A 16,947-nucleotide genomic window follows, 5' to 3' on the forward strand; every position below is an offset into this window, starting at 1 on the left:
CCCGGGTTGCGTACAATCGCGCACCCTAACTTCCTGGGCAGCACCTGCCTTACGCAATTGCGCCGGGCCGTTCCAGCCCTGTGCAGCCATGCCAGCCAATACTCATCATATAAAGCGCTGGGTGAGCAGGATTATCGGAGAAATACCCATGTCTTACGCAGTAATCGTTACCGGCGGCAAGCAGTACAAAGTCGCTGAAGGTGAATTCCTCAAAATCGAAAAGCTGGAAATCGCCACTGGCGAATCCGTGACTTTCGATCGCGTTCTGCTGGTTGCCAACGGTGAAGAAGTCACCATCGGCGCTCCAGTCGTCGCTGGCGCTAAAGTTGTTGCCGAAGTCGTTTCGCAAGGCCGTCACGATAAAGTACGCATCATCAAGTTCCGTCGTCGTAAGCACCACATGAAGCGTATGGGCCACCGCCAGTGGTTCACCGAGATCAAAATCACCGGTATCCAGGCTTAATCGCTCAGATCCCCTGAATTTATTTGGAGAATTGAACCATGGCTCACAAGAAGGCTGGTGGTAGTACTCGTAACGGTCGCGACTCAGAATCGAAACGCCTTGGCGTGAAGATGTATGGCAGCCAGGTCGTCAAGGCCGGCAACATCATCGTCCGTCAGCGCGGCACCCAGTTCCACGCCGGCTACGGCGTTGGCATGGGCAAGGATCACACCCTGTTCGCCAAGATCGAAGGCGTGATCAAGTTCGAGAAGAAAGGCGAGTTCAACCGCCGTTACGTGAGCATCGTCGCCGCTTAATCGCGACGTCGCTCCAGAAGCCCCGTCATGCGACGGGGCTTTTTCGTTTGTGGTGAGCCTCTTGCAAAGCTGTTTGTATGGGCTGCCGGCGTGGGTTTCTTCGGTCGTACGGGGCCGCCGCGCTCATTTTTGCAAGAGCCTCAGGTTTTTTAAGTATTCAGCTCGTCGGAAGGCGAGAGGCGGTTTTTGAATGAAGTTTGTTGACGAAGTATCCATCCGGGTCAAGGCCGGTGATGGCGGTAACGGTTGCATGAGCTTCCGTCGCGAGAAGTTCATCGAGAACGGTGGCCCCAACGGGGGTGACGGTGGCGATGGCGGCTCGGTGTACATGGTGGCCGACGAAAACCTCAACACCCTGGTTGACTACCGCTACACCCGTCACCACGAAGCCCAGCGCGGCGCCAACGGTGGCAGCACCGATTGCACCGGCAAGAAGGGTGAGGACCTGTTCCTGCGTGTGCCGGTCGGTACCACGGTGATCGACGCTTCCACCCAGGAAGTGATCGGTGACCTGGTCACCCCTGGCCAGAAGCTGATGGTCGCCCAAGGCGGCTGGCACGGCCTGGGCAACACCCGTTTCAAATCCAGCACCAACCGTGCGCCGCGCCAGACCACCCCAGGCAAGCCGGGTGACCAGCGCGACCTGAAGATGGAGCTGAAAGTCCTGGCCGACGTGGGCCTGCTGGGCCTGCCGAATGCCGGCAAGAGCACCTTCATCCGTTCGGTGTCGGCCGCCAAGCCGAAGGTTGCCGACTACCCGTTCACCACCCTGGTGCCGAACCTGGGCGTGGTCAGCGTCGACCGCTGGAAGAGCTTCGTCGTCGCCGACATCCCTGGCCTGATCGAAGGCGCATCCGACGGTGCCGGCCTGGGTATCCGCTTCCTCAAGCACCTGGCGCGTACCCGCGTGCTGCTGCACCTGGTCGACCTGGCGCCGCTGGACGGTAGCAGCCCGGCCGATGCCGCTGAAGTGATCATCAACGAGCTGACCCGCTTCAGCCCGTCGCTGACCGACCGTGAGCGCTGGCTGGTGCTGAACAAGGCGGACATGCTGATGGACGACGAGCGCGACGAGCGCGTCAAGGAAGTGGTCGAGCGTCTGCAGTGGGAAGGCCCGGTCTACGTGATCTCGGCTATCGCCAAGCAGGGCACCGAGCAACTCACTCATGACCTGATGCGCTACATCGAAGACCGTGCCGATCGCCTGGCCAATGACCCGGCCTACGCTGAAGAGCTGGCCGACCTCGACCAGCGCATCGAAGACGAAGCCCGTGCCCAGCTGCAGGCCCTGGACGACGCCCGTACCCTGCGTCGTACCGGCGTCAAGAGCGTGCATGACATCGGCGACGATGACGCGTGGGACGATGATTTCGAGGACGACGAAGACGGCCCGGAAATCATTTACGTGCGCGACTGACCGGTTGCAGTACACTAAACGCCGCTCTCTGGAGCGGCGTTTTTGTATCCACGGTATCTACAGATTCGACATAGGTTGGAAGAGAAGATGCGAAGCAAGGTGACTGGCGCCAAGCGCTGGGTCGTGAAGATCGGTAGTGCGCTGCTCACGGCCGATGGCAAGGGCCTCGACCGCGGTGCCATGGCCGTATGGGTCGAGCAGATGGTTGCCCTGCGTGAGGCGGGCGTTGAGTTGGTGCTGGTGTCCTCCGGGGCCGTGGCTGCCGGCATGAGCCAGCTGGGCTGGACCGCACGACCGAGCGCGATGAACGAGCTGCAGGCTGCCGCTTCGATCGGCCAGATGCGCCTGGTGCAGGCGTGGGAGTCGAGCTTTGGCGAGCATGGCAAGCACACCGCGCAGATCCTTCTGACTCACGACGACCTGTCCGACCGCAAGCGTTACCTCAACGCCCGCAGCACGCTGCGTACGTTGGTCGACCTGGGCGTGGTGCCGGTGATCAACGAAAACGACACCGTGGTTACCGACGAGATCCGCTTCGGCGACAACGATACCCTGGCCGCGTTGGTGGCGAACCTGGTCGAAGCCGACCTGCTGGTGATCCTCACCGACCGTGACGGCATGTTCGACGCCGACCCACGCAACAATCCAGAGGCACAGCTGATCTACGAGGCCCGTGCCGATGACCCGTCGCTCGACGCCGTAGCCGGCGGTACCGGCGGTGCCCTGGGCCGTGGCGGCATGCAGACCAAGTTGCGCGCCGCGCGCCTGGCAGCCCGTTCCGGCGCCCATACCATCATCATCGGTGGCCGTATCGAACGCGTACTCGACCGCCTCAAGGCTGGCGAGCGTCTGGGTACCCTGCTGTCGCCTGAGCGCGGCATGCTGGCGGCGCGCAAGCAGTGGCTGGCTGGCCACTTGCAAACCCGCGGCACGCTGGTGCTGGACGCCGGCGCGGTTCAGGCCCTGCGCCAGGCCAACAAGAGCCTGCTGCCGGTAGGCGTGAAGACCGTCCAAGGCAGCTTCCGCCGTGGCGAAATGGTGGTGTGCGTAGGCCCGGACGGCCTTGAAGTGGCGCGTGGCCTTGCCAACTACAGCGCGCTGGAAGCACAGAAAATCATTGGCCAATCGTCCGATGCCATCGAGTCCCTGCTTGGCTACAGTGCCGAGCCGGAGCTGGTCCACCGCGACAACCTGGTGCTGGTATGAACATGCTCAAGCGCGTGATTGCCGTGGCAGCCCTGGCGCTGCCGATGCTGGCAGGGGCCGAGGAAATCGGCCAGGTATCTACTGTGTTCAAGTTCGTCGGGCCCAACGATCGCATCGTGGTCGAGGCGTTCGACGACCCCAAGGTCGAAGGTGTGACCTGCTACCTGTCGCGCGCCAAGACGGGCGGAGTGAAGGGTGGCCTGGGCCTGGCCGAGGACCGTGCGGAGGCGTCGATTGCTTGCCGCCAGGTCGGGCCGATCAACTTCAAGGGTGAGTTGAAAGACGGTGAGGAGGTGTTCAAGGAGCGCACCTCGCTGGTGTTCAAGACCATGCAGGTGGTGCGCTTCCTGGACAAGAAGCGCAATACACTGGTGTACCTGGTGTACAGCGACCGCATGATCGAAGGCAGCCCGCAGAATGCGGTGACGGCGATTCCGATTCTGCCTTGGGCTCACTGATACTTTAGGGGAGGCCTTTGGCCTCCTTTCGCGACACGAGGCCGCTCCTACAGGCGAACGTATATGCCTGTAGGAGCGGCCTCGTGTCGCGAAAGGGCCGCAAAGCGGCCCCAGTTCCTCAGGCCAGCTCCTCTGCCTGATCCTCGCGCACGATCGCTTTCTCCACATCACGTCGGCTGATGTACTTCCAGTCCGCCTCGTCGATATAGATGCCATTCGGCCCGCTACCGCCTTCCAGGTCGATCGCCACATGCGCCGATACCTGTGGCTTCACGCTCGCCAGAATCGGCACGAAGCCCAGCTGCATATGCCTGTAGGAGCGGCCTCGTGTCGCGAAAGGGCCGCAAAGCGGCCCCTGTTCCTCAGGCCAGTTCTTCGGCCTGATCCTCGCGCACGATCGCTTTCTCCACATCACGTCGGCTGATGTACTTCCAGTCCGCCTCGTCGATATAGATGCCATTCGGCCCGCTGCCGCCTTCCAGGTCGATCGCCACATGCGCCGATACCTGTGGCTTCACGCTCGCCAGAATCGGCACGAAGCCCAGCTGCAGGCTGGTCTCCAGCAGTGCGGCCTGGTTGCGCTCGTCGATGTCCGCCGCTTCGTCGAGGTAGTAAGGCAGGCGGATGCGCCCGGCCAGGTCGCGGTCCATCAAGTGCAGCAACAGGTACATGTTGGTCAGCGCCTTGATGGTCATGGTGGTGCCGTTGGAAGCGGCGCCGTCGATGTCGGCGTGGATCACCGGCTGGCTGTTGATCTTGGTGATCTCGAAAGCCAGTTCGAACAGGTCTTTGAGGCCCAGCTGGTTGTGGTTGGCCGCCACCAGCCGTGCCAGGTATTCCTTGGCTTCTTCGTTCTTGTGATCCTGCTCCGAATTCTGAGTCAGGTCGAACACCGACAAGGTCTCGCCTTCCTCGTACTGGCCGGCGCTGTGGATGATCTGGTCGATGTGCTTGAGCGCTTCCTTGTTCGGCGCCAGTACCACGCGGAAGCTCTGCAGGTTGGAAACCTGGCGCTTGTTGATCTCGCGGTTGAACAGGGCCAGCTGGTGTTCGAGGCTGTCGTAGTCGCTGCGGATGTTGCGCAGGGTGCGGGCGATGTCGGTGACTGCCGCGCGGCGCGCCTTGGCCAGGGTCAGGGCCTCGTCGGTGCGGTGCGCATAGGCATTGACCAGCAGTTGCAGGCGCCGCTCCATGTCGTCTTCGCTGTCGAACTTGGCCACGCCCTTGAGGCGTACCTGGGCGTACAGCGCCTCGATCTGGTTGTCGACGCGCTGCAGGCCCTGCCAGCTGTCCTGGTAATCGTTGAGCAGGGGCAACAGGTTGTCCATGGAGTCGTCGACCGCTTCCATGAACGGCGTGCCGAACGGCAGGTCGGCAGGCAGCAGCTGGCGACGGCGCAAGGCGTCTTCCAGGGTGCGCTGCTTGGCTTCCAGGTCGGCGATCTGGCGGCCGACCAGCTGCAGCTTGGCCGACAGTTGCTGGACGCGCTCGGTGAACGCATCGCTGGAGCGCTTGAGTTCGTCCTGGGCCGCTTCCAGTTGCGCCAGCTGCTCCATCTTCTCCGGTTCTTCAGCCGCCAGGGTTTCGCTGCGACGGTAGTCCTCCAGGGCCTTCTGCGCATCCAGCACCTGTTGGTACAGGGCTTCGGTCTGCGCTTTGGACGCGGTACGGTCGGCGGCCACCGATTGCTGGGTCTTGAGCTGCTTGAGCTCGCGCTCCAGGCGGTCCTTCTGGTCGCGCAGGGCGGCGCGGTCGGCCAGGGCTTGCAGGGCCGGTGGGTCGATGTGCGAAAGGTCGATGGAAATGCCTGGGGCCTCGAAGCGCTCGCCCTTGAAGCCATCGAGCACCGCTTCCAGCGATTTCACCCACAGGTCGCTATCGTCCAGTTCGATACCGCGCTCGCCCAGCGGCAGGCTGAACAGTGCGCCGTTGAACAGGCGCATCAGGCGGTCGACGTCTGCCTGCGAAAACTCTTCGCGCAGGCGGGCGTAGCTGTTGTTGTCGGCGTGGTCGAGCTGCTGCTTGACCTGCTTGAGGCGCTTTTCCAGGTCGCGCACACGCTCGTCGAGGTCCTCGGCAGAGAACTGCCGCGACTGGGCCAAGGCGCCGGCCAGCTCGTCGTGGGCATCCTTGGCGGCCAGCAGTTGCTGCTCCAGCACTTTGACGTCATCAACCAGGGCGAAGCGGTGCTTGAGTACCGACAGCTCGCCGAGCCAGCGCTGGATACCGGTGATTTCACGCTCCAGGCGCATCAGCTCCTGGGTGCCGCCACGCTGGTCGTTCTGCAGGCGGTCCTGCTCGCCCCGGTAGTGCTCGGCCTGGATTACCAGCTCTTCCTTGCGCGCCATGGCGTATTCCTGCCAGGTGCCCAGCAGGTTGTCGAGCAGTGGCGAGAGGCGGTGCAGCTTGCCGCGCAGGATGTCGCGCTGGGCCACGCCGCCGGCCAGGGCTTCGACCAGGGGGCCGGCGGCAACCAGGGCGTTGTAGTCCTGCTCCATGCGGCGTACGTCGCGGAAGGCTTCTTCGCAGGCGGCGATGTAGTCGACGCTGCCCGAGCGCAGGCTGTGCTCGAACGCGTCGAGGAACAGCTGTTTGAGCTTGGCGGCGGTGATTTCGCGCATGTGCAGCAGGTTGATGAACAGTGCGCGGAAGGTTTTCAGGCTCTGCTCGCTGGTCGAGCGCAGCGGGATCATGGTCAGGTCCAGCGGCACCGAGGTGTGGCCGCCGACCAGCAACCGGCGCAGTTCGTCCGGCTTGAGCTCGTAGGCTTTGAGGCCCAGGCGCTCGAGGTTGGTGAACAGCTCTTTCTGGCGCAGGCAGGTGTCGTTCTTCTGGTAGTGATCCAGGTCCAGTTCACCCTTGTAGGCAAAGAACTGGTGGCCGAAACCGCCACCCGGCCCGCGACCGACCACGCCGATCACGTGGGGGCCGTGGGGCAGGTTCAGTTCGCAGAGGATGTACGAGGTGTCGCTGGCGAAGTAGAAACGGCGCGATTGCTCCAGGCTGTACTTGCCGAAGCTCATGTCGGACATGCGCGCCAGGATCGGGAACTGCAGGGCGTTGATCGAGGCGGATTTGCCCAGGTTGTTGGCGCCGTAGACCGACAGCGGGTGCTCCAGCGGGAACAGGCCCAGGCTGTAGCCGGCGGTGTTGAGCAATGCGAAGCGGCGGATGCCGTAGCGTTCCTGGCTCATGCGTCAATCTCCTGTTGCTCTTCGCGGATGGCCCGGGCCAGGGCCTCTTCTTCGCTTTCTTCGCCCTCGAACGGGGTGAGGTCGAGCGGGTCGTCGGTGCGGGCCAGCGCTTCGGGGCTTTCTTCCTCGACCAGCACCGGCGTTGGCAGCGGCAGGTCGCTGTGCAGGCTGGCGGCCAGGTCGCGGTCCTGCTGCACCGACAGGCACACGTCGAGGAAACGGTGCATCGGCGGCAGGAAGCGGTAGATCCCGCCTTCTTCGTGGGCGAAGCCGAGCTGGGTCATGCGGCGCATGATCTTTTCTTCCAGCTCGTCGACAGTCTGCACTTCAGCCTGCAGAAACAGGTCACGGTATTTTTCCAGCAGCGAGGGCAGCTCGTCGCGCCCGATGCTGCCGCCGTCGAGCACCGCCATCGGGTCGCGGCCCTGGTCGGCCAGGTGTTCGACCAGGATGAAGGTGAACAGCGACAGGCGTTGGGCGGTCTTGTTGACCTGCGCGGCGGCCTGCTCGGGGACGAAGTAATAGAAGCCGCGGGTATCGCACACCAGCTCGAAGCCCAAAGCCTTGAACAGGGTGCGGTACTGGTCCTGGAAGTTCGACAGCTGGGCGTACAGCTCCGGGTCGCGGCGGCTGACGTGGAACCCTTTGAACAGCTCGCGGAAGATCGGCGCGAGCTGGGACAGTTCGGAAAGATCAAGATGCATTGGCTGGGCTCGCGTTGGTTTCAGGTTGCGCTTCGCGGCTGGATGTCAGGGCGAACGAGCGCAGGCTGACCAGGTGTTCGTGGGTGGTGTACTCGCGGCGTTCGAGGCGTTCGCGCTTGAAACGCTTCTCACGCGACAGGCGCGAGAACCAGTACAACAGTTCGTCGGTGGCGCCTTCGGGCTCCTGGTCCAGCAGCCAGACCATCAGGTCAGGCAGTGGCAGGGCATCCTCGCAGCGTTCGAGCATTTCCTTGACCGTGCGTGGCGCGCGCGGCAGCGGGCCAGTCTGGGTCTTGTGCGCCTTGGGGAACTTGGCCGGTTTCGGCTCGAAGCGGGCGAGGGCATAGACGTACGCCTCGACCTGGCTGGCGCTGCCCAGGAAGGTACTCTGCGGCCGGGTGAACAATGGCATGGCGGCCTGCGGCACGGCGTCGATACCCTTGCGCCGGATCACCGACAGGGCCAGGGCGGCGCCGCGGGTCACGGCATTGTGCCGGCGCGCCTCTTCGCGCAGCGGCAGCAGCAGTTCACGGGCGTGGCGCAGGGTCAGCTGGGCGCTGGTCTGCATCTCGAGGATGCGCGCATGGGTGCGCAGCAGCATGTCGTCGTCGACCAGGTGGCCCAGGCGCGCCTGTTCGCCGAGCAGTTTCAGCAGCACGGTCTCGACCTTGCGCACGCCCTGTTCGAAGGCGCCGTCGGCATTGACCAGCTGGATCATCGGCTCGACGTATTCGTCCCAGGTCGCCAGGACTTCGGCATAACGCTGGCGTAGCGGGATCTGGCGGTTGCTGGTCTTGGCCCGTTCGGCCACGGCGACCAGCGCCTGTTCGTCGTTGTCGAGCTTTTTCAGCACGTCGCGCACGCGCATGTCGAGCAGGCGCAGCTGGCGCGCCAGGTCATCGCTGTCGCGGTTGTCGAAGGCATCCTGAATGTGCCCGGCAAGGCGCTCCAGGTGGCGCAGGTAGGCCTCGATCTCCAGGCACAGGCCCAGGCGGTGCTCGCGGCGCAGGTAGGCGAGGAAGTCGTGGATCTGGGCGTTGAGCTCGAAACGGTTCGGGCTCTTGGCCACCGGGACCAGGATGTCCAGGCGGATCCACACGTCGAGCAGCTGGGTGATGTCCTGCGGCGTGCTTTCCACTTGCTGGCGGCCCAGCTGCTGGCGCAGTTCGACCAGGCTCAGGGTGCCTTGGTCGAAACGCTCGCACAGCGGCTCGATGAGGGCCCAGTGTTCGGCTAGGGCGCGCAGGACGCGCTTGGGTTCGATCATTGGCGTCTACTCGTTGCCAAGTAAAAAGGGGGCGATTGTACTGCATCCGGGGGGGAGGATTTCACCCCTTGGTCTGTAATGAGGGATAACCCCGGATTGGCTGGGGGTTTCCCTGGCCCCTCGGCGGTACAGGCAGCAATTTTCTGCCGACCAGTTGCGGCGCTCGGCAGCCAACAGCGTTAGAATGCCCGATTGTTCAAGCCCCCCGGATACCCGTGCCTTGCTGACCGAGTCCCGCCGCCGCGCCTACCTTTCCGCCATGCAAGTGGTGCATTGGCTGCCGCGCGCCGAACTGCCGTTCGCTGCGCCGTCGCGGCCCGAGCTGCTGTTGCCGCAGGTTCCGGTCGAGCACGCCGCGTTCGAGGCCAGGCCTTCGCCAGTCCCTGCCAACGAAGCGCCGGTCGCACCCCAGGCGCGCTCCGGCGAACGGCCGAAAATCGAAATTCCGCGCCCGGGCAACACGCCAAAGCCCGCCGCCAAACCGGTCGAGGCCGAGGAACAAGCCCCTGCGCCACGCCCGGCCCCCGTGCCGCCACCGCGTTTTTCGCTGCAACTGCTGCGCGCCGGCAACTGCCTGCTGCTGGTGGAGTTGGCCACCGGCCAACCCTTCCAGAGCCGCGACCCATCCTACCTGCTGCTCAAGGACATGCTGCGCGCCGCAGGCCTGCCAGATGCCCCGCAGATCATCGGCGAGCCGGTGCGCTGGCCGCTGCTGGTGCGTGGCAACATGGACCAGGGGCCGGATGCCGCGCGTGATTTCGTCCAGGGCTTCATCCAGGCGCGCCTTGAAGAAGCCCCTTGTACCTGCCTTTGGCTGATCGGCATGCCGGCCTTGCGCTTTGCCGCCAATACCGACGCCCAGGCCTATTACCAAGTACTCAAGCTCGACGGCCTGGGCGATGCCTGGGCCTTGCCGGGCCTTGAACTGTTGATGGACGAGCCGCAGCGCAAGGCGGACGTCTGGAAAGCGATGCGCCAGCTGATGGCGCGCTGGAAGAGCGTTGAATGAGTGAATCGATCAGTTTCCGCCCCATGACCGAGGCGGATCTGGATGCCGTGCTTAAGATCGAATATGCCGCGTTCAGCCATCCCTGGACCCGCGGGATTTTCCAGGATGCGCTCAAGTCCTACGAAGTGTGGTTGATGTTCGATGGTCAGCAGCAGGTCGGCCATGGTGTGATCAACGTGATCATCGACGAAGCGCACCTGCTGAACATTACCGTCAAGCCGGAGAACCAGGGGCGTGGCCTGGGTTTGCGCTTGCTCGAGCACCTGATGGCTCGGGCCTATCAGCTCAATGGGCGCGAGTGTTTCCTGGAGGTGCGGGCCAGCAACCAGTCGGCCTATCGCTTGTATGAGCGGTACGGCTTCAACGAGATCGGCCGTCGGCGTGATTACTACCCGGTGGCTGGCGGGCGCGAGGATGCGCTGGTGATGGCTTGTACGTTGCTCGAAGACTGACTTTCAATCCTTCCTGCTCTGTTGCCAGTAATTTGTGCATGCTTAACTCCTTGTAATGGCCGCCCCGATGGGCGGCCGTGCTCATGCTGGGGCAGAGGGAGCGGGGATGAGAAGGACGAAATGGCTGCTGATGGCCGCAAGCGTGATGCTGGGTGGCGTGGCTCAGGCCGATGAGCGTGACCTGTGGATGTTCGCGCAATGGGCCGGGGATCATCACACCCGCCCTTTTCGGGAGATGCTGGTGGACGCCCGCCTGTATGGCGTGGTGCCGATTCATCAATTGCTGCGCTCGGCGTCGGACTGGCGGCTGTGCAAGGCTTCACCGTTTGCCGTGCCGCCGCCTGGCAACTGGCCGGCGGTGCGCTCTACGCTGGCGCTGATCAATACGCTGGAAAAGCAAGGCATCCTGCGCCAGTTCGAAGTGGTCTCCGCCTACCGTGACCCCGGCTTGAACAGGTGCGCAGGTGGGGCCGCGGGCAGTGCCCATACCCGTGCTTTCGCAGTCGATATCCTCCTGCCGGCCTGGGCCGACCCCAACCCGTTGTGCCGCTTCTGGCAGCAGCATGGCCAGGCCTGGGGCATGGGGCTGGGGCGCTACCCGACAGGCCGCATCCATATCGATACCGCGGGTTATCGCACCTGGGGCGGTGATGGCAGTGCTGCGTCGTCGTTCTGCAGCAAGCCCAGGTGAGCGAGGCAGGCCTGGCTTTCTCCCACTACCCAATCGGCAAAGCATTGGCGCTTGCCGCCGTCATCCAGCGGTTGCGGGCTTAGCAGGTGATAGGCGGATCCATCGCGCAGAAAGCCGAATGGCGCCTGCAACTGCCCGCTGTCGAGTTCGTCGCGCACCATCAGCGCCGAGGCGATCGCCAGGCCCAGGCCGGCACTGGCGGCCTGCAGTGACAGGTAGAAGTGTTCGTAGTCGCTGCGTTGGCAGTGTCGCGCTTGCTGGCCACTCAGGCGCAGCCACGCGGGCCAGGCACTGGGGCGAGTGTTGCTGTGCAACTGGCGTTGGCCATCGAGTGCGGTGCCGCCATCGCGGTTGACCGGGCCGATCCATTCGTCGCAGACCTTCAGCGCGTGCAGGGTGGGCGGCCAATGGAAGTCATCACGTCGCAGTGCCAGGTCAACGCCGCTGCGGGCAAAGTCCAGCGGCCCACCGGAGGCCACCAGGTGCAGTTGCAGGTCCGGGTGGGCGGCATGAAAGCGGGGCAGGCGGGGGATCAGCCAGCGCATGGCGATGGTCGGCTCGCAAGAAAGGACCAGCACATTGTCCGGTTCCTGCTGCTGCAGGCGCTGCACTGCGCTTTCGAGTTGCTCGAAGATGGCCTGGGTGGTGCCGTGCAGTGCGCGACCGGCCGGAGTCAGGAAGATTGCCCGGTTACGGCGCTCGAACAGCTCGACACCTAGGCTTTCCTCAAGCAGGCGAACCTGGCGGCTGACGGCGCCATGGGTGACGTGCAGGCGTTCGGCGGCCCGCACGAAGCTTTCGGTTTCGGCGGCGATGTCGAAGTAACGCAAGGCAGTGAGTGGGGGAAGTTTCATGGGCTTTAAGTTGCCAGCGACGGCACGGCACCTGTGTGAGAAAAACTAGCGGATTCGCGTAACTATAAATCGATTTTCCCAGAGCACTGCTATTTCGATAATGGCGACATCTGTGCATTTTCATCGCCTATCGAGGACTTCCTTCGTGACTGAGCTTTTCGCTATCGCCCTTTTCACCCTGCTGGCCGTCGTCAGCCCTGGTGCGGATTTCGCCATGGTCACCCGCAGCAGTTATGCACAGGGCCGCAAGGCCGGCCTGGCGGCGGCTGTGGGTATAGCCCTCGGCGTTCAGGTGCATGTGCTGTACACGGTGTTGGGCATCGCCGTGGTCATCAGTCAGAGCCCTGCGCTGTTCCTGGCCATGAAAATGCTGGGCGCGGGATACCTGATCTATCTGGGATATCAGTCGCTGACCAGCACCACCCGCATCAGTCTTGATGGCCAGGAATCGGCTGTGGGGCTGCTGGCTGCCTTGCGCACGGGCTTCCTGACCAACGCCCTCAACCCCAAAACCATGCTGTTCGTGATCAGTGCCTACACCCAGGTCGTGCAGCCAGGTAGCCCGTTGGCGCTGGACTTCGCTTATGGTGCGTTCATGTCGCTGGCCCACTGGGCGTGGTTTAGTCTGGTGGCGGTGTTTTTTTCCAGCGCCGGGTTGCGCAAGGTAATGATCGAGCGCCAGCGGCTGGTCGACCGCCTGATTGGTGTCGCGCTGATAGGGCTTGGCTTGGCAGTGGCGGTGTCGGGGGTGCGCTGAAAGCGATAGAGAAGGGTGCAAACTTTTTTGCAGGCAAAAGAAAAGGGCCTACCTTGCGGTAAGCCCTTTTCAAGTTTGGTGGCTACACAGGGACTTGAACCCCGGACCCCAGCATTATGAATGCTATGCTCTAACCAACTGAGCTATGTAGCCGATGGCGCGCATTATTCCCTTGTGATGCCCCTGTGTCAACACTCATTTAAAAAAATTTGCACGCTTTCAAAAACTTAGCCGCCCAGCCTGTTTTCAGCGCACGATCAGCCATTGACCGAGAATGCTGTACACCTGCAGGCGCTGCTCGGCAATCAGGGCGTCGAGGGTTTCTCTGGCGCGGTCGAGGTTGAAGTCGCCACTTACCCGCCGATCAGCCACCTGTTCGTCCATCATCCATACGCGGCGGCCCTGGTAGCTGGCCAGGCGTTCGATGACTTGGCCCAACGGCATGTCGATGGCGCGCAGGTGGCCGCTGCGCCAGGCGTTCGCGTTTTTGACATCGACCTTCTGCACGGGGTTGATCCGGGCATCGGTGAAGGTCACCCGCTCACCCGCCGACACCATGCGCTGGTCGCTACCCTGGGCGATCATGGCCTTGCCATTGAGCACCACCAGTTCGTCATGCCCGGCATGGCGCGCCACCATCAGGCGAGTGCCGAATACCTGGATACGCGCATCGTCCACCTGCAGTTCAAGGGCGCGGCCGTCGAGCATCACGTGCAGCTCGACCTGGCCCTGCACAACCTGCAGCAGGCGGGTACGCCCGCGCAGGTCGGCATTCAGTGCACTCGCGCTGTCCAGGTGCAGGGTTGAGCCATCGGCCAGGCGTACGCTGCGCCGCTCGCCAGCGCCAGTGTGCAGCTCGCTGCCCAGGCGCTGCATCAGTGGCCAATACAGGTACGCCAACACGGCCAGCGCCAGCAGGAACAGCAATGCCAGCCCTTTGCCGAGGTGGCTGCGTCGCACGGTGACCTGGCGCGGGCGAGGCCGTGCCGGTGGCGCTTGCAATTGCTGCCAGCAGGCTTCGAGCTCGGCGTAGGCATGGGCATTGAGCGGGGCCTGGCACCAGCGGGCGAAGGCCTGGCGTTCCCGGTCATCGCAGCCTGGTTGGCGCAGGCGGGAGAACCACGCCAGTGCTTCCTGTTGGGCGTCGGCCTGAATCTGCGTGGCGGGCATCGGGCTCATGCTGAAATGTGCTCGCTAAAGGGCGTTTGCGCCCAACAATTGCGGGGGATTTGGTGCGAGGATGCTAAATATATTGAGAACCATTTGCAAGTACGCAGTAATAGAGGGATAAAAAGGTAGCTATGTATCCATTTGTTTCCTGATAATCGGATCCCAAACCTGCGGACGGAACTCAAGCTCATGGCCATCAGCAGCACCTCCACCGCCAGCACCGGTTCGGCAAGCCAAGCCAACCCACTGGTGATGCGCATCATCGCCTTCTGCGCGCTGGCGCACCTGATCAATGACCTCATCCAGTCGGTGCTGCCGGCGATCTACCCGATGCTCAAGGCCAATTACGACCTGAGCTTCACCCAGATCGGCCTGATCACACTGACCTTCCAGATAACGGCGTCGCTGCTGCAGCCCTGGGTCGGCTTCTTCACCGACCGCCGGCCGACACCGAACCTGTTGCCGCTCGGCACCCTGTGCACGTTGGTAGGTATCGTCATGCTGGCCTTCGTCGGCAGCTTCCCGATGATCTTGCTGGCTTCTGCGCTGGTGGGTATCGGCTCGTCGACCTTCCACCCGGAGACCTCGCGGATTGCGCGGCTGGCCTCAGGTGGGCGTTTCGGCCTGGCGCAGTCGACCTTTCAGGTCGGTGGCAACGCAGGCTCGGCCTTCGGCCCGCTGCTGGCGGCAGCCATCGTCATCCCGTTCGGCCAGACCCATGTGGCCTGGTTCGGCGTGGCTGGCCTGCTGTTCTTTGCCGTGACCCTGATGCTGCGCCGCTGGTACACCGAGCATCTCAACCAGGCCAAGGCGCGCAAGGTGGTGCAGGCCACCCATGGCATCTCGCGCAAGCGTGTGATCGCGGCGTTGGTCGTGCTGGGCCTGCTGGTGTTCTCCAAGTACTTCTACATGGCCAGCTTCACCAGCTACTTCACCTTCTATCTGATCGAGAAGTTCGACCTGTCGGTGGCCAGCTCGCAACTGCACCTGTTCCTGTTCCTTGGCGCGGTCGCGGCCGGCACCTTCTTTGGTGGCCCGATCGGTGACCGCATCGGGCGCAAGGCGGTCATCTGGTTCTCGATCCTTGGTGTGGCGCCGTTCACCCTGGCGCTGCCGTACGCCGATCTGTTCTGGACCACCGTGCTGAGCGTGGTCATCGGCTTCATTCTGGCGTCGGCGTTCTCGGCGATCGTGGTGTACGCCCAGGAGCTGGTACCGGGCAGTGTGGGCATGATTGCCGGGGTCTTCTTCGGGCTGATGTTCGGCTTTGGCGGGATTGGCGCAGCGCTGCTGGGGTACGTTGCGGATTTGCGCGGTATCGAGTACGTGTATGGCGTGTGTTCGTTCCTGCCGTTGTTCGGCCTGTTGGCCGTGTTTCTGCCCAATACCGGTAAGCGCTGACAGCGTAGGGGCTGCTTTGCAGCCCAATCGCCGGCAAGCCGGTGCCATGGACCGCAGCGGCTGAATCGCCGGCAATTGACGGCTCAGCCTGGCTTGGCCTAGAGTGCCGCCTCTTTTCCCCAACCTGCGTAGTAGCCAAAGCAATGTGCCGTACCCAGTCCCTACCACACGCCCGCCAGCCTGCCCTCCAGGCCATGCGTCGCGCGTGGCCGAGCGATACGGTGCTCAAGCGTCGCCGCAGTGTGCTGTTTGCCTTTACCTTCTCGCCACACCTCGCCCTGAACTGACCTGCGCTCCTGCGTCGTCCGCCGTCCCGGCGTGCGCCTGGGCGCCTGTATCTGCGCGTCTTTTCAGTTTGCTGGGAGTGGTACATGAACATGCGTTTGCTGGCGGGCCTTCTGTTCGCCGTGTCTGTGGTCGGCTTTAGCCTGGGGGCCAGCCTGCCGCTGGTGTCGTTGCGTTTGCATGAGGCCGGTGCCGGCACCTTGCAGATCGGCATCATCTCGGCCATCCCCGCTGCGGGGATGATGCTTTCGGCGTTCATGGTCGATGCCTGTTGCCGGTACCTGACCCGGCGCACCATCTACCTGCTTTGCTTCAGCCTGTGCACCGTGAGCATCGCCTTGCTGGAATGGGCATTCGATTCGGTCTGGATGCTGGCCCTGCTGCGCCTGGGCCTGGGTATCGGCATGGGCATCGCGATCATCTTGGGCGAGTCATGGGTCAACGAACTGTGCCCCGATCACAACCGCGGCAAGATCATGGCGCTTTACGCCACCAGCTTCACCGGCTTCCAGGTACTCGGCCCGGCGATGCTCGCAGTGATTGGCGCCAACAGCCCGTGGATCACCGGTGTGGTGACCTTCTGTTATGGCCTGGCGCTGCTGTGCATTGTGCTGACCGTACCCAACGATCATGTGGAGCATGGTGAAGAAGGCGAGAAAAGCTTCGGCCTGGCGGGCTTCTTCCGCGTCGCCCCGGCGTTGTGCGTGGCTGTGCTGTTCTTCTCCTTCTTCGATGCGGTCGTGCTGTCGTTGCTGCCGGTGTATGCCACCAGCCATGGTTTTGCCGTGGGCGTGGCGGCGCTGATGGTGACGGTGGTGTTCGCCGGTGACATGGTTTTCCAGTTGCCGTTGGGCTGGCTGGCCGACCGGGTCGAGCGCACCGGGCTGCACCTGGTGTGCGGGCTGGTGGCGATGGCGATCGGTATTGCCTTGCCATGGCTGCTGGACATGGCCTGGCTGCTATGGCCGCTGCTGGTGGTGCTTGGCGCTGTGGCAGGGGGTATCTATACCTTGGCGCTGGTGCTGATCGGGCAGCGTTTCAAGGGCCAGGACCTGGTCACCGCCAATGCCAGCGTTGGCCTTTTGTGGGGCGTGGGCAGCCTGGTCGGGCCGCTGGTCAGCGGCGCGGCGATGGATGTGGCGCCGCATGGGCTGCCGATGGCGCTGGCGATCATGGCGGGGCTGTTCGTGTGCTTTGCCCGGCAGTCGTACCGGCGGGCCGGTAAGCTGCGGGCAGTGGCGGACTGAGGATTGTTGTTGCCAGTGCTGGCCCTATCGCCGGCAAGCCGGCTCCTACAGGTGCACCTGAGGCCTTGAGGGTAGT

Annotated in this window: 16 protein-coding genes, 1 tRNA gene and 1 pseudogene; 11 read left to right on the forward strand and 7 right to left on the reverse strand. The window is 63.4% G+C overall.

The window, feature by feature from the left end:
- The first annotated feature begins 148 nt into the window (after positions 1–148).
- The 5 genes from rplU to EGJ09_RS04940 all read left to right on the forward strand — a co-directional run bounded on the left by rplU (position 149) and on the right by EGJ09_RS04940 (position 3,840).
- On the forward strand, positions 149–463 hold the full coding sequence (gene rplU / locus EGJ09_RS04920; RefSeq protein WP_008092021.1) for a 50S ribosomal protein L21: 315 nt from the start codon (positions 149–151) through the stop codon (positions 461–463).
- A gap of 38 nt (positions 464–501) precedes the next feature.
- Positions 502–759: a 50S ribosomal protein L27 gene (gene rpmA / locus EGJ09_RS04925; protein WP_008092023.1), complete on the forward strand. Its 258-nt coding sequence runs from the start codon at positions 502–504 to the stop codon at positions 757–759.
- Positions 760–949: 190 nt separating this feature from the next.
- The gene (gene cgtA / locus EGJ09_RS04930) at positions 950–2,176 is read left to right on the forward strand and encodes an Obg family GTPase CgtA (RefSeq protein ID WP_046784592.1); all 1,227 of its coding nucleotides are present in this window, start codon (positions 950–952) and stop codon (positions 2,174–2,176) included.
- 87 nt (positions 2,177–2,263) lie between these two features.
- On the forward strand, positions 2,264–3,382 hold the full coding sequence (gene proB, locus EGJ09_RS04935; RefSeq protein WP_012316297.1) for a glutamate 5-kinase: 1,119 nt from the start codon (positions 2,264–2,266) through the stop codon (positions 3,380–3,382).
- Positions 3,379–3,840, forward strand: coding sequence for a CreA family protein (locus tag EGJ09_RS04940; protein WP_039603157.1), 462 nt, complete (start codon positions 3,379–3,381; stop codon positions 3,838–3,840). The genes proB and EGJ09_RS04940 overlap by 4 nt, the downstream gene beginning before the upstream one ends.
- A 118-nt stretch (positions 3,841–3,958) precedes the next feature.
- Here EGJ09_RS04940 and EGJ09_RS26425 read toward each other — a convergent pair.
- The 4 genes and pseudogenes from EGJ09_RS26425 to mksB all read right to left on the reverse strand — a co-directional run.
- Positions 3,959–4,144, reverse strand: a pseudogene (locus tag EGJ09_RS26425) (hypothetical protein); the annotation flags it as partial.
- 58 nt (positions 4,145–4,202) lie between these two features.
- A complete protein-coding gene (gene mksF, locus EGJ09_RS04945; RefSeq protein WP_115273842.1) occupies positions 4,203–7,034 on the reverse strand; it encodes an Mks condensin complex protein MksF in 2,832 nt (943 codons plus the stop codon).
- Positions 7,031–7,738: an Mks condensin complex protein MksE gene (mksE, locus tag EGJ09_RS04950; protein ID WP_046784590.1), complete on the reverse strand. Its 708-nt coding sequence runs from the start codon at positions 7,736–7,738 to the stop codon at positions 7,031–7,033. The genes mksF and mksE overlap by 4 nt, the downstream gene beginning before the upstream one ends.
- The gene (gene mksB, locus EGJ09_RS04955) at positions 7,728–9,005 is read right to left on the reverse strand and encodes an Mks condensin complex protein MksB (RefSeq protein WP_012316293.1); all 1,278 of its coding nucleotides are present in this window, start codon (positions 9,003–9,005) and stop codon (positions 7,728–7,730) included. The genes mksE and mksB overlap by 11 nt, the downstream gene beginning before the upstream one ends.
- Before the next feature lie 220 nt (positions 9,006–9,225).
- Between mksB and EGJ09_RS04960 the strand changes: the two genes are divergently transcribed.
- From EGJ09_RS04960 to EGJ09_RS04970, 3 genes are all read left to right on the forward strand, one after another.
- The gene (locus tag EGJ09_RS04960; protein WP_125923461.1) at positions 9,226–10,014 is read left to right on the forward strand and encodes an energy transducer TonB; all 789 of its coding nucleotides are present in this window, start codon (positions 9,226–9,228) and stop codon (positions 10,012–10,014) included.
- On the forward strand, positions 10,011–10,466 hold the full coding sequence (gene rimI / locus EGJ09_RS04965) for a ribosomal protein S18-alanine N-acetyltransferase (protein WP_012316291.1): 456 nt from the start codon (positions 10,011–10,013) through the stop codon (positions 10,464–10,466). The genes EGJ09_RS04960 and rimI overlap by 4 nt, the downstream gene beginning before the upstream one ends.
- A gap of 106 nt (positions 10,467–10,572) precedes the next feature.
- Entirely contained in the window at positions 10,573–11,157 is a 585-nt protein-coding gene (locus EGJ09_RS04970) for a D-Ala-D-Ala carboxypeptidase family metallohydrolase (RefSeq protein WP_174141596.1), read from the forward strand.
- Here the strand turns inward: EGJ09_RS04970 and EGJ09_RS04975 are convergent.
- Positions 11,097–12,011: a LysR substrate-binding domain-containing protein gene (locus EGJ09_RS04975; protein ID WP_119687789.1), complete on the reverse strand. Its 915-nt coding sequence runs from the start codon at positions 12,009–12,011 to the stop codon at positions 11,097–11,099. The two genes, EGJ09_RS04970 and EGJ09_RS04975, sit on opposite strands and share 61 nt — an antisense overlap.
- Positions 12,012–12,156: 145 nt before the next feature.
- Between EGJ09_RS04975 and EGJ09_RS04980 the strand changes: the two genes are divergently transcribed.
- On the forward strand, positions 12,157–12,768 hold the full coding sequence (locus tag EGJ09_RS04980) for a LysE family translocator (protein WP_119687788.1): 612 nt from the start codon (positions 12,157–12,159) through the stop codon (positions 12,766–12,768).
- 76 nt (positions 12,769–12,844) lie between these two features.
- On the opposite strand, the gene EGJ09_RS04985 is transcribed toward EGJ09_RS04980, so the two are convergent.
- Positions 12,845–12,921, reverse strand: a tRNA-Met gene (locus tag EGJ09_RS04985).
- 93 nt (positions 12,922–13,014) lie between these two features.
- Positions 13,015–13,947 (reverse strand): FecR domain-containing protein, encoded by a 933-nt coding sequence (locus tag EGJ09_RS04990; protein ID WP_125923380.1) that lies wholly within the window; start codon positions 13,945–13,947, stop codon positions 13,015–13,017.
- Positions 13,948–14,127: 180 nt separating this feature from the next.
- Here EGJ09_RS04990 and EGJ09_RS04995 point away from each other — a divergent pair, with 180 nt between their 5' ends.
- Positions 14,128–15,339, forward strand: a complete 1,212-nt coding sequence (locus tag EGJ09_RS04995; RefSeq protein ID WP_115273844.1) for an MFS transporter — start codon at positions 14,128–14,130, stop codon at positions 15,337–15,339.
- A 371-nt stretch (positions 15,340–15,710) separates the two neighbouring features.
- Positions 15,711–16,871: an MFS transporter gene (locus EGJ09_RS05000; RefSeq protein ID WP_115273845.1), complete on the forward strand. Its 1,161-nt coding sequence runs from the start codon at positions 15,711–15,713 to the stop codon at positions 16,869–16,871.
- Positions 16,872–16,947 lie beyond the last annotated feature (76 nt).

This window comes from Pseudomonas sp. p106 (genome assembly GCF_003936645.1).
Taxonomy (GTDB): Bacteria; Pseudomonadota; Gammaproteobacteria; order Pseudomonadales; family Pseudomonadaceae; genus Aquipseudomonas; species Aquipseudomonas putida_E.

Excerpts from the sequence above, each read along its gene's own strand:
- rplU (WP_008092021.1), top strand. The coding sequence starts at position 149 with ATGTCTTACGCAGTAATCGTTACCGGCGGCAAGCAGTACAAAGTCGCT.
- rpmA (WP_008092023.1), top strand. The coding sequence starts at position 502 with ATGGCTCACAAGAAGGCTGGTGGTAGTACTCGTAACGGTCGCGACTCA.
- cgtA (WP_046784592.1), top strand. The coding sequence starts at position 950 with ATGAAGTTTGTTGACGAAGTATCCATCCGGGTCAAGGCCGGTGATGGC.
- proB (WP_012316297.1), top strand. The coding sequence starts at position 2,264 with ATGCGAAGCAAGGTGACTGGCGCCAAGCGCTGGGTCGTGAAGATCGGT.
- EGJ09_RS04940 (WP_039603157.1), top strand. The coding sequence starts at position 3,379 with ATGAACATGCTCAAGCGCGTGATTGCCGTGGCAGCCCTGGCGCTGCCG.
- mksF (WP_115273842.1), bottom strand. The coding sequence starts at position 7,034 with ATGAGCCAGGAACGCTACGGCATCCGCCGCTTCGCATTGCTCAACACC.
- mksE (WP_046784590.1), bottom strand. The coding sequence starts at position 7,738 with ATGCATCTTGATCTTTCCGAACTGTCCCAGCTCGCGCCGATCTTCCGC.
- mksB (WP_012316293.1), bottom strand. The coding sequence starts at position 9,005 with ATGATCGAACCCAAGCGCGTCCTGCGCGCCCTAGCCGAACACTGGGCC.
- rimI (WP_012316291.1), top strand. The coding sequence starts at position 10,011 with ATGAGTGAATCGATCAGTTTCCGCCCCATGACCGAGGCGGATCTGGAT.
- EGJ09_RS04970 (WP_174141596.1), top strand. The coding sequence starts at position 10,573 with ATGAGAAGGACGAAATGGCTGCTGATGGCCGCAAGCGTGATGCTGGGT.
- EGJ09_RS04975 (WP_119687789.1), bottom strand. The coding sequence starts at position 12,011 with ATGAAACTTCCCCCACTCACTGCCTTGCGTTACTTCGACATCGCCGCC.
- EGJ09_RS04990 (WP_125923380.1), bottom strand. The coding sequence starts at position 13,947 with ATGAGCCCGATGCCCGCCACGCAGATTCAGGCCGACGCCCAACAGGAA.
- EGJ09_RS04995 (WP_115273844.1), top strand. The coding sequence starts at position 14,128 with ATGGCCATCAGCAGCACCTCCACCGCCAGCACCGGTTCGGCAAGCCAA.
- EGJ09_RS05000 (WP_115273845.1), top strand. The coding sequence starts at position 15,711 with ATGAACATGCGTTTGCTGGCGGGCCTTCTGTTCGCCGTGTCTGTGGTC.